This is a genomic window from Serratia marcescens (genome assembly GCF_029846115.1).
In the GTDB taxonomy this organism is placed as follows: Bacteria; Pseudomonadota; Gammaproteobacteria; order Enterobacterales; family Enterobacteriaceae; genus Serratia; species Serratia marcescens_L.
The window spans coordinates 4,939,997-4,953,110 of record NZ_JARVZZ010000001.1 but is presented as its reverse complement, the minus strand read 5'-3'; the positions used below and the strand labels follow the sequence as shown (position 1 = coordinate 4,953,110).

General features: G+C 59.2%; 13 protein-coding genes. 9 read left to right on the top strand and 4 right to left on the bottom strand.

What is annotated here, in order from left to right:
* Positions 1-35: 35 nt before the first annotated feature.
* Positions 36-806, top strand: coding sequence for a tRNA pseudouridine(65) synthase TruC (gene truC, locus QDT79_RS23680; protein ID WP_308317142.1), 771 nt, complete (start codon positions 36-38; stop codon positions 804-806).
* Positions 807-839: 33 nt separating this feature from the next.
* Positions 840-1,292 (top strand): flavodoxin, encoded by a 453-nt coding sequence (locus QDT79_RS23675; RefSeq protein ID WP_033654121.1) that lies wholly within the window; start codon positions 840-842, stop codon positions 1,290-1,292.
* A 57-nt stretch (positions 1,293-1,349) separates the two neighbouring features.
* On the opposite strand, the gene QDT79_RS23670 is transcribed toward QDT79_RS23675, so the two are convergent.
* The 4 genes from QDT79_RS23670 to map all read right to left on the bottom strand — a co-directional run bounded on the left by QDT79_RS23670 (position 1,350) and on the right by map (position 6,267).
* Positions 1,350-1,739: a DUF3461 family protein gene (locus QDT79_RS23670; protein ID WP_004931929.1), complete on the bottom strand. Its 390-nt coding sequence runs from the start codon at positions 1,737-1,739 to the stop codon at positions 1,350-1,352.
* A gap of 129 nt (positions 1,740-1,868) precedes the next feature.
* Positions 1,869-2,693, bottom strand: a complete 825-nt coding sequence (gene dapD / locus QDT79_RS23665; RefSeq protein WP_004931932.1) for a 2,3,4,5-tetrahydropyridine-2,6-dicarboxylate N-succinyltransferase — start codon at positions 2,691-2,693, stop codon at positions 1,869-1,871.
* 42 nt (positions 2,694-2,735) lie between these two features.
* Positions 2,736-5,399, bottom strand: coding sequence for a bifunctional uridylyltransferase/uridylyl-removing protein GlnD (gene glnD / locus QDT79_RS23660; RefSeq protein ID WP_308317141.1), 2,664 nt, complete (start codon positions 5,397-5,399; stop codon positions 2,736-2,738).
* A 73-nt stretch (positions 5,400-5,472) separates the two neighbouring features.
* Positions 5,473-6,267: a type I methionyl aminopeptidase gene (gene map, locus QDT79_RS23655; RefSeq protein ID WP_004931936.1), complete on the bottom strand. Its 795-nt coding sequence runs from the start codon at positions 6,265-6,267 to the stop codon at positions 5,473-5,475.
* A 345-nt stretch (positions 6,268-6,612) separates the two neighbouring features.
* On the opposite strand from map, the gene rpsB reads away from it, so the two are divergent.
* From rpsB to cdsA, 7 genes are all read left to right on the top strand, one after another.
* Positions 6,613-7,338, top strand: a complete 726-nt coding sequence (rpsB, locus tag QDT79_RS23650) for a 30S ribosomal protein S2 (protein WP_016929891.1) — start codon at positions 6,613-6,615, stop codon at positions 7,336-7,338.
* A 129-nt stretch (positions 7,339-7,467) separates the two neighbouring features.
* Positions 7,468-8,319, top strand: coding sequence for a translation elongation factor Ts (gene tsf, locus QDT79_RS23645; RefSeq protein ID WP_107227893.1), 852 nt, complete (start codon positions 7,468-7,470; stop codon positions 8,317-8,319).
* 148 nt (positions 8,320-8,467) lie between these two features.
* Entirely contained in the window at positions 8,468-9,193 is a 726-nt protein-coding gene (gene pyrH, locus QDT79_RS23640; RefSeq protein ID WP_004931940.1) for a UMP kinase, read from the top strand.
* Positions 9,194-9,312: 119 nt separating this feature from the next.
* Entirely contained in the window at positions 9,313-9,870 is a 558-nt protein-coding gene (gene frr, locus QDT79_RS23635; RefSeq protein ID WP_004931943.1) for a ribosome recycling factor, read from the top strand.
* 157 nt (positions 9,871-10,027) lie between these two features.
* Positions 10,028-11,224, top strand: coding sequence for a 1-deoxy-D-xylulose-5-phosphate reductoisomerase (ispC, locus tag QDT79_RS23630; protein ID WP_063990763.1), 1,197 nt, complete (start codon positions 10,028-10,030; stop codon positions 11,222-11,224).
* A gap of 277 nt (positions 11,225-11,501) precedes the next feature.
* Entirely contained in the window at positions 11,502-12,260 is a 759-nt protein-coding gene (gene ispU, locus QDT79_RS23625) for a (2E,6E)-farnesyl-diphosphate-specific ditrans,polycis-undecaprenyl-diphosphate synthase (RefSeq protein ID WP_063990764.1), read from the top strand.
* 9 nt (positions 12,261-12,269) lie between these two features.
* Positions 12,270-13,112, top strand: a complete 843-nt coding sequence (gene cdsA / locus QDT79_RS23620) for a phosphatidate cytidylyltransferase (RefSeq protein ID WP_063990765.1) — start codon at positions 12,270-12,272, stop codon at positions 13,110-13,112.
* The last annotated feature ends 2 nt before the right edge of the window (positions 13,113-13,114 follow it).

Below are 13,114 nucleotides of genomic sequence, written 5' to 3'. Positions count from 1 at the left end.
CGCGCCCGAAACGGCTATTTACCTGGGAAAGCGATGTGATTGAGATTTTGTATCAGGATGAACACCTGGTGGCGGTGAACAAACCGTCGGGCTGGTTGGTACACCGCAGTTGGCTGGATCGTCATGAAACACGCTTTATGATGCAAACGGTGCGCGATCAGCTCGGGCAGCACGTCTTTACCGTGCACCGTCTCGATCGCCCGACGTCCGGCGTGCTGCTGATGGCGCTCTCCAGCGAGGTGGCGCGCCTGCTGTCTCTGCAGTTCGAGCAGCATCAGGTGCAGAAAACCTACCATGCGGTGGTGCGCGGTTATGTGCGGGAGGGGGCGACCCTCGACTACCCGCTGACGGCGGAGCTGGACAAAATCGCCGATAAACATGCCGATGCCGATAAGGGGCCGCAGCCGGCGGTGACGCACTACCGTCCGTTGGCGCAGGTAGAGATGCCGGTGGCCGTCGGCCGCTACGACAGCGCGCGGTATAGCCTGGTGGAGCTGCAGCCGGAAACCGGCCGCAAGCACCAGCTGCGACGCCACATGGCGCATCTTCGCCATCCGATCATCGGCGACAGCAAGCACGGCGATCTGCGGCAGAACCGCGGTATGGCGCAGCATTTCGGCTGCCCGCGCCTGATGCTGCACGCCAGCCATCTGCAGCTGACGCACCCGGTGACCGGCGAGCCGCTGCGGGTGACGGCGCGCTGGGGCGAAGACTGGCAAGGGGTGATGACGCAGTTCGGTTGGGCGGGGCTATTCCCTGAACTTGCCGGGGTTGAGTTTAGCGCGGCTAACGGTCAGGATAGCTGACAATTTTTAAAGGTAATGAAGGGAGTAGGAGCCATGGCTCAGGTTGGTATCTTCGTGGGAACGGTCTACGGCAATTCGCTGCTGGTGGCGGAAGAAGCGCAAAACATCCTCAGCGAGCAGGGCCATGAGGTCAAACTGTTCGAAGAGGGCACGCTGGAGGCCTGGCAGTTTTATCGCCAGCACTACGCGCTGGTGATCACCTCCACCACCGGGCAGGGCGATCTGCCGGACAGCATCGCGCCGCTGTTCCACGCCATTCGCGATCAGGTCGGCTACCAGCCGGAGCTGCGTTATGGGCTGATCGCCCTCGGCGACAGCAGCTATGACAACTTCTGCGGCGCCGGGCGCGCGTTCGACGCGCTGTTGCAAGAGCAGGGCGCCACCCGCGTTAGCGAAGTGCTGGAGATCGATGCGATGGAACAGCCGGAGCCGGAAGTGGCCGCCTGTCCGTGGGTCGAGCAGTGGGGCACGCTGCTGCAATCGTAAAGTAAAAAGGCGCCGCGAAAGGGCGCCTTGACGATGATGCGGATCAACCGATCCGCATTACTTGCCGCGGGTGAGTTTTTCCAGATCGGCTTCGATCTCGGCAATCTTGTGCGACACCACGCCTTCGAGATGGCGCAGGTCGTCGAGGATTTTACGTTTCAGATCCACTTCCACCTGATCGCGCTGGCAAAGCTGATCCAGTTCGTCGATCACGTAACGCAGGTTCGGGTTGATCTCGTGAATTTCCTTGTAGCCCTGGCCGGCGTTGTCCGCCACCACGGTTTTACGCTGACGCGGGTACTTGAACTTCACGCTCTTGGCGAAGAACTCGCCCTTGTCCTTGCGGAAATAGATCTTGAGGATGTCGTTGTTGGCCTCTTGACGCAGGCTATAGCGATCGACGTCTTCCGGTTGATTGATGCCCAAACTCTTCAAGTTATCGTACATACTGCGCCCTCTTTAGATGTGATCGTTATATTCCACGACTGCAATTATGGCGGAAAGCGAGATCTGCGACTGTGACTGCCAGCGAAACGCAGACAAAAAAATAGCGGGTGAATCACCCGCTATTTCAATTTAGTCGATAGTACGCAATAACTCATTAATGCCGACTTTACCGCGCGTTTTGGCGTCGACTTTCTTGACGATCACCGCGCAGTACAGGCTGTAAGAACCGTCTTTCGAAGGCAGGTTGCCGGAAACCACCACCGAACCCGCCGGTACGCGGCCGTAATGGATTTCGCCGGTCTCGCGGTCATAGATGCGGGTGCTCTGGCCGAGGTATACGCCCATCGAAATCACCGAGCCTTCTTCCACGATCACGCCTTCCACCACTTCGGAGCGCGCGCCGATGAAGCAGTTGTCTTCGATGATGGTCGGGTTGGCCTGCAGCGGCTCCAGCACGCCGCCGATGCCGACGCCGCCGGACAGGTGAACGTTTTTGCCGATCTGAGCGCAAGAACCGACGGTGGCCCAGGTGTCGACCATTGTGCCTTCGTCGACGTAGGCGCCGATGTTAACGTAAGACGGCATCAGCACGGTGTTGCGAGCGATGAACGCGCCCTGGCGCACGGTGGCCGGCGGCACGACGCGGAAACCTTCCTTCTGGAAGCGCGCTTCGTCGTAGTCGGCGAACTTCATCGGCACCTTGTCGTAGTAGCGGGTTTCCGCGCCGTCCATCACCTTGTTGTCGTTGATGCGGAAAGAGAGCAGCACGGCTTTCTTCAGCCACTGATGGGTGACCCATTGACCGTCGATCTTCTCGGCGACGCGCAGGGCGCCGCTGTCCAGCAGGCCGATCACCTGGTTTACCGCTTCGCGCGTTACGGTGTCTACGTTCGCCGGGGTGATGTCCGCACGGCGCTCGAAGGCGCTTTCAATAACGTTCTGTAATTGCTGCATGCTGTTCTCTTTCCTGATGTTGTCGGTAAAAAGTTACTTGTATCACATTTTATCGTTTGGGGTGAGGGCCTCTGTCAACCGTAGCTCCAACTTTCTGCGCGTTTCTTGGTCGAGTGCGCGCCGCTCGCCGTCGGCCAGGATAAACAAATCCTCGACCCGCTCGCCGATGGTGGAAATGCGCGCGCCGTGCAGCGACAGCCCCAGGTCGGCGAACACTTCGCCCACCCGCGCCAGCAGGCCGGGCTGGTCGAGCGCGGTCAGCTCCAGGTAGCTGCGACGGTCGGTATGGGTCGGCAGGAAAGTGACCTCGGTCGGCACGCTGAAGTGACGCAGCTTGGAAGAGGGCCGGCGCACGCGCGGTGGCTGATACTCCCGCTGGGTGATGGCCTGCAGCAGCGCCTGGCGGATCGCCGCGTGGCGATCCTGCGCCAGCGGGCTGCCGTCCGGCTCCAGCACGATAAAGGTGTCCATCGCCATACCGTCGCGGTTGGTGAAGATCTGGGCGTCGTGCACGCTCAGATTGCGGCGATCCATTTCCCCGGCGACGGCGGCGAACAGATAAGGACGGTCCGGGCTCCAGATGAAGATCTCGGTGCCGCCGCGCGTCGCCTGGCGGCTGACCAGCACCAGCGGCTGGGTGGAATCGTGGGCCAGCAGGTGGCGGGCGTGCCACGCCAGCTGATTTGGCGAGTGGCGCAGGAAATAGTCGGCGCGGCAGCGGCTCCAGATGCGGTGCAGCGCCTCTTCGTCGATGTTGTCCATGCGCAGCAGCGCCAGCGCCTGCAGGCGGTGGTGGCGCACGCGTTCGCGCAGATCGGGGCTGTTCTGCATGCCGCGGCGCAGCTGTTTCTCGGTGGCGAAATACAGCTCGCGCAACAGGCTCTGCTTCCAGCTGTTCCACAGGGTTTCGTTGGTGGCGCAGATATCCGCCACCGTCAGACACACCAGATAGCGCAGGCGGGTTTCGCTCTGCACTTCGCTGCTGAACTGCTGAATCACCGTCGGATCCTGGATATCGCGGCGCTGCGCGGTGACCGACATCAGCAGGTGGCAGCGCACCAGCCAGGCTACCAGTTGGGTTTCTCGCGAGTTGAGGCCGTGCAGTTCGGCGAATTCCACCACGTCTTCCGCGCCGAGGAGCGAGTGATCGCCGCCGCGCCCTTTGGCGATATCGTGGAACAGTGCTGCCAACAGTAATAATTCCGGGTGCGGCAGGCGCGGGTACAGCTCCACGCACAGCGGATGGCGCGGCCGGGTTTGCGCATCGGCGAAGCTCTCCAGCTTCTGCAGCACGCGGATGGTGTGTTCATCGACGGTATAGGCGTGGAACAGGTCGAACTGCATCTGCCCGACGATCTTGCCCCACTGCGGCATATAGGCCCACAGCACGCTGTGACGGTGCATCGGCACCAGCGCGCGCGACACCGCGCCGGGGTGGCGCAGGATGGCCATAAACAGATCGCGCGCTTCCGGAATGGTGCACAGCGGCTGTTTCAGATGGCGGCGCGCGTGGCGCAGCTGGCGCACGGTGGTGGAGTAAATGCCCTTGATTTCGCGGTTGCGCACCATCAGGTAGAACATGCGCATGATGGCTTGCGGCTCGCGGATAAACAGCGTTTCGTCGCGCAGATCGATCAGATCGCCACGCAGCTGGAAATCGTCGTTCAGCGGGCGCGGCTTCTCGGTGGCGTCCAGCGCCAGGATGGCCTCGTCGAACAGCTGCAGCAGCATGTGGTTCAGCTCGCTGACGCGCCGCGTCATGCGGTAGAAGTCTTTCATCATGCGCTCGACCGGCTCGTTGCCTTCGCCTTCATAGCGCAGCAGCTGCGCGACGCTGAGCTGCCGATCAAACAGCAGGCGGTTGTCGTAACGCGGCAGCACCAGGTGCAGCGCGAAGCGGATGCGCCACAGGAAGCTCTGGCACTCGTTCAGCTCGTTGCGCTCGGCCTGGGTGAGGAAACCGAAGCCGACCATTTCGTCCAGCGAGGTGGCGCCGAAGTGGCGGCGCGCCACCCACAGCAGCGTGTGGATGTCACGCAGGCCGCCGGGGCTGCTTTTGATATCCGGCTCTAGGTTATAGCTGGTGCCGTGGTAGCGCTGGTGGCGCTCCTGCTGCTCGTTGATCTTGGCGTGGAAAAACTGCGGTGAAGGCCAGAAGCCGTCGCTGAAGATATGTTTTTGCATCTGCAGAAACAGCGCGACGTCGCCGCAGATCATGCGCGATTCGATCAGGTTGGTGGCCACGGTCAGATCCGCCAGCCCTTCCAACAGGCATTCTTCCAGGGTGCGTACGCTGTGGCCCACCTCCAGCTTGAGATCCCACAGAAGGGTGATGAATTCGCCTACCCGCTGCGACTGTTGCTCCGTCAGCCGGCGCTGGCTGAGCACCAGAACGTCGATGTCCGACAGCGGGTGCAGTTCGCCGCGGCCATAGCCGCCGACCGCCACCAGCGCAGTTTCCGGGATATCTTCGAAGCCGTAGAAGGTCCACAGCCGGCGCAGCAGGCGATCGATGAAGTCGCTGCGCGCCGCCACCAGGCTTTCGGCGCTGGATCCGGCGTCGAACGCCGCTGCCAGCCACAGCTGGAACTGCTCCAGCCGCTGTTTCAGCTCCGGACAGGTGAGCTCGTCGTCGCCGTAGGCGCTGGGAGAGACGGGTGGCATCGGCACGGCCGGGGCCGCCTGTTGAAGGAGATTGTCAGACATAGTGCGCAGCCCATAAAAAAGGCCGGCAAAAGCCGGCCTGGTGATATTCTGCACGCGGCGTTCGCCGCGGTGCTTACATCTCGTGCGTAATGATGTTGGGGATGGTGTCATCCTTGCGCAACGTCATTATCTCGCAGCCGTTATCAGTGACCACAATAGTATGCTCATACTGCGCCGACAAGCTGCGATCTTTGGTTTTTACCGTCCAGCCGTCTTTCATGGTGCGGATGCGGTAGTCACCGGCGTTGACCATCGGTTCGATGGTGAAAGCCATGCCCGCCTGCAGCACCACGCCGCCGTCGTCGGCGTCATAGTGCAGCACCTGCGGTTCTTCGTGGAACACTTCGCCGATGCCGTGGCCGCAGTACTCGCGTACCACGGAGAACTTCTCGGCTTCGACGAATTGCTGGATAGCCTTGCCCAGGGTGCGCAGGCGGATGCCCGGCTTGACCATCTTCAGCGCCAGATACAGGCTTTCCTGAGTGACGCGGCACAGGCGCTCGCCCAGAATGGTCGGTTTGCCGACGATGAACATCTTCGAGGTGTCGCCGTGGAAGCCGTCTTTAATCACGGTCACGTCGATATTGACGATGTCGCCGTCTTTCAGCGTTTTATCGTCGCTCGGGATGCCGTGGCACACCACTTCGTTCACCGAGATGCACACGGATTTCGGGAAGCCGTGGTAGCCGAGGCAGGCGGAGATGGCCTGCTGCTCGTTGGTGATGTACTCGTGACAGATACGGTCCAGCTCGCCGGTGGTCACGCCAGGTTTGACGTGCGGCTCGATGATTTCCAGCACTTCGGCGGCCAGGCGGCCGGCCACGCGCATTTTTTGGATGTCATCAGGTGTTTTAATTGAGATTGCCATGAAATTCGTCCGCAGGTGTCGTTATCGTCGACAATAAGAAGCAGTGACTTATGGTATCAGCCCGGCCGGAGGCTGCCAAATTTCATTTCCCGATGCCCGGCGCAAAGCAACAAAAGTTGGTGTCGGCAGCGGGTTTATGGTATAAAGCGCGCCGGCGATCCGCGACTTGGTTCTTGTGACCTGGCAGGAATTGGCCGAAAATACTTTAACTGCACTCATTTTGTGTAAATAACACACACGTATCGGCACATCCGCCGGGGTGCCCTGAGGTGACTTGTCGCCGCCAGGGTCGGCGTTATGGGATACGTGGAGGCATAACCCCAATTAATCTATAGAGGTTTAATCATGGCAACTGTTTCCATGCGCGACATGCTCAAGGCTGGTGTTCACTTCGGTCACCAGACCCGTTACTGGAACCCGAAAATGAAGCCTTTCATCTTCGGCGCTCGTAACAAGGTTCACATCATCAACCTGGAGCAGACCGTACCAATGTTCAACGCCGCTCTGGCTGAACTGAGCAAGATCTCTTCCCGTAAAGGCAAGATCCTGTTCGTTGGTACCAAACGCGCAGCAAGCGAAGCGGTAAAAGACGCTGCGAACAGCTGTGACCAGTTCTTCGTAAACCACCGCTGGTTGGGTGGCATGCTGACTAACTGGAAAACCGTTCGTCAGTCCATCAAGCGTTTGAAAGATCTGGAAATCCAGTCTCAAGACGGCACCCTGGACAAGCTGACCAAGAAAGAAGCGCTGATGCGCACTCGTGAACTGGCCAAGCTGGAAAACTCCCTGGGCGGTATCAAAGATATGGGCGGTCTGCCAGACGCACTGTTCGTTATCGATGCCGATCACGAGCACATCGCGATCAAAGAAGCCAACAACCTGGGTATCCCGGTATTCTCTATCGTTGATACCAACTCCAACCCAGACGGCGTTGACTTCATCATCCCTGGTAACGACGACGCAATCCGTGCAGTAAACCTGTACCTGACTGCCGTTGCTGCCGCTGTGCGTGAAGGTCGTTCTCAAGATCTGGCCGTTCAGGCGGAAGAAGGCTTCGTAGAAGCTGAATAATAAGGCAAGCTCGTCACTGAGCCCTTATTAACCAGGTATTGACATATGTTGGTTAGGGGGGCCTGTAAAGGCCCCCTTTGCTTATCTGAATGAGAACTGTCTCCACGCGAGATAACCGAGGAAAAATAAATGGCTGATATTACCGCTGCCCTGGTAAAAGAACTGCGCGAGCGTACCGGCGCTGGCATGATGGATTGCAAGAAGGCGCTGGTTGAATCCAACGGCGACATCGAACTGGCAATCGAAAACATGCGTAAGTCCGGTGCGATCAAAGCCGCTAAAAAAGCAGGCAACGTAGCTGCTGACGGCGTGATCAAAACCAAGATCGAAGGCAACTACGGCATCATTCTGGAAGTTAACTGCCAGACTGACTTTGTAGCGAAAGACGCCGGTTTCCAGGCGTTCGCCGACAAAGTGCTGGATGCCGCTATGACCGGCAAAATCACTGACGTTGACGTGCTGAAAGCACAGTTCGAAGAAGAGCGCGTAGCGCTGGTGGCAAAAATCGGCGAAAACATCAACATTCGTCGCGTTGCTTCCCTGGAAGGCGAAGTGCTGGGCAGCTACCTGCACGGCGCGCGTATCGGCGTTCTGGTTGCGGCTAAAGGCGCTGACGACGAGCTGGTCAAGCAAATCGCAATGCACATTGCGGCGAGCAAGCCAGAGTTCGTGAAGCCAGAAGACGTGTCTGCTGAAGTGGTAGAAAAAGAGTACCAGGTTCAGCTGGACATCGCCATGCAGTCCGGCAAGCCGAAAGAAATCGCAGAGAAAATGGTTGAAGGCCGCATGAAGAAATTCACCGGCGAAGTGTCTCTGACCGGTCAGCCTTTCGTTATGGATCCGAGCAAATCTGTTGCTCAGGTGCTGAAAGAGCACAACGCTGACGTGACCAACTTCATTCGCTTCGAAGTGGGCGAAGGCATCGAGAAAGTCGAAACCGACTTCGCTGCTGAAGTTGCCGCGATGAGCAAACAGTCTTAATGACTGTCGATGGAACCGCCGTCTGGCGGTTCCATACTATCCAGCCAAAATTACACCGGTGGCAGGCCCTGCAGCGTGATACTCACCTCAGGCGCGTTTCATCGGCTGAAATCCCCAATACTAATACTGCTTCTTAGGACAGAACACCATGGCAACCAATGCAAAACCCGTATATCAGCGTATTCTGCTTAAACTGAGTGGCGAAGCCCTGCAAGGTGCAGAAGGTTTTGGTATCGACGCCAGCGTTTTGGATCGCATGGCTCAGGAAGTGAAAGAGCTGGTCGAACTGGGAATTCAGGTCGGTGTAGTTATTGGCGGCGGGAACCTGTTCCGCGGCGCGGGCCTGGCGCAAGCCGGCATGAACCGCGTAGTGGGCGACCACATGGGAATGCTGGCTACCGTGATGAACGGCCTGGCTATGCGTGATGCACTGCACCGTGCCTATGTGAACGCCCGCCTGATGTCGGCGATCCCGCTGAATGGCGTATGTGACAATTACAGTTGGGCAGAGGCGATCAGCCTGCTGCGCAACAACCGCGTGGTGATCTTCTCCGCCGGTACCGGCAACCCGTTCTTCACCACCGATTCCGCCGCTTGCCTGCGCGGTATCGAGATCGAAGCGGACGTGGTGCTGAAAGCCACCAAAGTGGATGGCGTATACTCCGCCGATCCGGTGAAAAACCCGGATGCGACGCTGTATGAACAATTAACCTATCAGGACGTGCTGGAGCGCGAGCTGAAAGTGATGGATCTGGCGGCGTTTACGCTGGCCCGCGATCACGGTCTGCCGATCCGCGTATTCAACATGAACAAGCCAGGCGCACTGCGCCGCGTGGTGATGGGTGAGAACGAAGGTACGCTGATCAGCAAATAAGGCTGTTCACACCCCTTTTTCGGCGCGCGTGACGCCAGGCGCCGCGCGCTCTCCGAGTACGATTACGGGCTATACTTGAGTATCGCCTGCCAAGTAACCAGCTTCCAAGGGTTTGCAACGTGACTAATGAAATCAGAAAAGATGCTGATTCACGCATGGAAAAAAGCGTAGAAGCATTCAAAAACCAAATCAGCAAGATCCGCACCGGCCGCGCTTCTCCAAGCATTTTGGACGGCATCATGGTGGAATACTACGGCGCCGCTACGCCGCTGCGTCAGCTGGCCAACGTGACCGTGGAAGACTCCCGCACGCTGAAAATCAACGTGTTCGACCGCAGCCTGAGCCAGGCCGTTGAGAAAGCGATCATGAGCTCCGATCTGGGCCTCAACCCGTCTTCCGCCGGTTCTGACATTCGCGTTCCGCTGCCTCCGCTGACCGAAGAGCGTCGTAAGGATCTGATCAAGATCGTGCGCGGCGAAGCCGAGCAGGGCCGCGTAGCGGTGCGTAACGTGCGTCGCGACGCCAACGACAAGGTCAAGGCGCTGCTGAAAGACAAAGAGATCAGCGAAGACGAAGAACGTCGTTCACAAGACGAGATTCAGAAAATGACCGACGCTTACATCAAGCTGGTCGACGCCGCGCTGGCGGAGAAAGAAAAAGAGCTGATGGATTTCTAATCAGTATCGCGCAGAAAAAAAGCGTCGCCTGGGCGGCGCTTTGTTTTTTGTGGCGCAGATCCCGTTTCATCGTACTGAAAGATCATGGACAAGCGGTGTCCAAGGTTCCACACTGGAATACCTCCGATCTCATCAGACAGTTATTCAGAGTGAACTCATGAAGCAACTGACCATTCTTGGCTCGACCGGCTCGGTAGGGACCAGCACCCTGGCCGTGGTCAGGGCGAATCCCGACCGTTTTGCGATCAAAGCGCTGGTGGCCGGCCGCAACGTCGCGGTTATGGCGCAGCAATGCATGGAATTTCGGCCCGCCTTCGCCGCGATGGCGGATGAAAGCGCCGCGCGTGAGCTGCGCGCTGTTCTGGCGGAAAGCGGCGTCGCTACCGAAGTCTTGGCCGGAGAACAAGCGGCCTGCGAGCTGGCCGCTTTGGACGACGTCGATCAGGTGACGGCGGCGATCGTCGGCGCTGCGGGGCTGTTGCCGACGCTGGCGGCGATCCGCGCAGGCAAGCAGGTACTGCTGGCCAACAAAGAGTCGCTGGTCACCTGCGGCCGTCTGTTTATGGATGCGGTGCGGCATAGCCAGGCGCAGTTGCTGCCGCTCGACAGCGAGCACAACGCGATTTTTCAGAGTTTGCCTGAGAGTATTCAGCGTCAGTTGGGATACTCTTCCCTGGACAGTCATGGTGTTTCGCGCATCGTGCTTACCGGCTCCGGCGGCCCGTTCCGCACCACGCCGCTGGAGCAGTTCGCCGCGATGACCCCGGATCAAGCCTGCGCCCACCCGAACTGGTCGATGGGCCGCAAGATCTCGGTGGACTCCGCCACCATGATGAACAAAGGTCTGGAATACATTGAGGCCCGCTGGCTGTTTAACGCCTCGGCCGAGCAAATGGAAGTGATCCTGCATCCGCAGTCGGTGATTCACTCGATGGTGCGTTACGCCGACGGCAGCGTGCTGGCGCAGCTGGGTACGCCGGATATGCGCACGCCGATCGCTCACGCGATGGCGTATCCGCAGCGCGTGAACTCCGGCGTCGAAGCGCTGGACTTCTGCCGCATCGGTTCGCTGACCTTCGCCGAACCGGAGCGCGAGCGTTATCCTTGCCTGTATCTGGCGATCGAAGCGTTCGACGCCGGCCAGGCGGCGACCACTGCGCTGAACGCGGCCAACGAAATCGCCGTGGCGGCATTTTTGCAGCAGCAGATTCGCTTCACCGACATCGCGGCGGTCAACCGCCAGGTGGTGGAGCGTCTCGCGCTGCAGGAACCGACCTGCATCGAAGCGGTCTTAGACATTGACCGCCAGGCGCGCGCCGCCGCCGAGGAGCGCGTTCGCGCGTTGCGTGGTTGAGCACGGCGATTATCCGATTTTGCTCGTAATTCACGCGTGCCGCAGCGGGGCCGTTTGTTCATGCCCCGCTGAGGTGGTATAGTCTGCGCCACCTGTCAGCGGTTATACCGTTGAATTATGGCCCGATTGGCGCTGTATGCGCCAATGGCGACCCGGCTGCGCCGGGTATCGCGAGGGCAGGCTGAAAGCCGTGTCGGGCACACGGCTTTTTTTGCGCGTAAGGGCCTGATGTTCCGGAAAGGCAGTTATATTTCTACTGAGGAAATAAGTACGAGTTATGTCGTCCGCAAACCAACAAGAGGCTAATCCATCTTCCCCGGGGCCGCGCCATGTCGCCATCATCATGGACGGTAACGGACGCTGGGCCAAACGTCAGGGCAAGTTACGTGTCTTCGGTCATAAAGCAGGGGTGAAATCGGTTCGCCGCGCGGTCAGTTTTGCCGCCAGCCACCATTTAGATGCGCTCACGCTTTATGCCTTCAGCAGCGAAAACTGGAACCGTCCGGTGCAGGAAGTCTCCGCCCTGATGGAGCTTTTTGTCCGTGCTCTGGATAGTGAAGTAAAAAGCCTGCATAAACATAACGTCAGGCTGCGGGTGATCGGCGATATCAGCCGCTTCAGCGCGCGTTTGCAGGAGCGGATCCGCCGCTCTGAAGCACTGACGGAAAATAACGATGGCCTGACGCTCAATATCGCTGCCAACTACGGTGGCCGTTGGGATATCATTCAGGGAGTAAAGGAACTGGCCGAACAGGTACGGGTAGGGGAGTTGCACCCGGATCAGATCAGCGAGGAATTATTGAGCGAGCGGGTTTGCATGAGCGACCTGGCGCCGGTGGATCTGGTTATCCGCACCGGTGGCGAGCATCGCATCAGTAACTTCCTGCTGTGGCAAATCGCCTATGCTGAACTTTACTTTACTGATGTGCTCTGGCCTGATTTCGATGAACTTGTCTTTGAAGGTGCGCTGAATGCATTTGCACAACGTGAGCGCCGCTTCGGGGGAACAACACCTATCGGCGCCGATGCGTCCTAGGGAGAACTTTTGCTGAAGTATCGCCTCATAACTGCTCTGATTTTAATCCCGATCGTTATCGCGGCGCTGTTCCTGTTGCCGCCGCTGGCCTTTGCTCTGGTAACGCTCGTCGTGTGCATGTTAGCAGCCTGGGAGTGGGGCCAACTGGCCGGTTTTACCTCCCGTTCGCAGCGCATCTGGCTGGCGATACTGTGCGGTTTTCTGCTGGCGCTGATGATGCTCAGCGTCCCTGCTTACCATCAATCCGTGCCGCAGATAAGCGGCTCGCTGTGGCTGTCGCTGGCCTGGTGGCTGGCGGCGCTGCTGCTGGTGTTGTTCTATCCCGGCTCGGCCGCCATCTGGCGCAATTCGCGCCCGCTGCGCCTGCTGTTCGGTCTGCTGACCATCGTGCCGTTCTTCTGGGGCATGCTGGCGCTGCGCCAGTTCGGCTACGAGCAAAACCCGTTTACCGGCGCCTGGTGGCTGCTGTACGTGATGCTGCTGGTGTGGGGCGCGGATTCCGGCGCCTACATGTTCGGCAAGCTGTTCGGCAAGCATAAGCTGGCGCCAAAGGTCTCGCCGGGTAAAACCTGGGAAGGGCTGATTGGCGGGCTGCTGACGTCGGCGGTCATTTCCTGGCTGTTTGGTCGCTACGCGCCACTGAACGTGGTGCCGACCACGCTGTTGGCCTGTTCTGTGCTCGCCGCGCTGGCTTCGGTGCTGGGCGATTTGACCGAAAGCATGTTTAAACGCGAAGCGGGCATCAAGGACAGCGGTCATTTGATCCCCGGTCACGGCGGCATATTGGATCGTATCGACAGCCTGACCGCGGCGGTGCCGGTGTTTGCCTGCCTGATGCTGTTGGTGTTTTAATC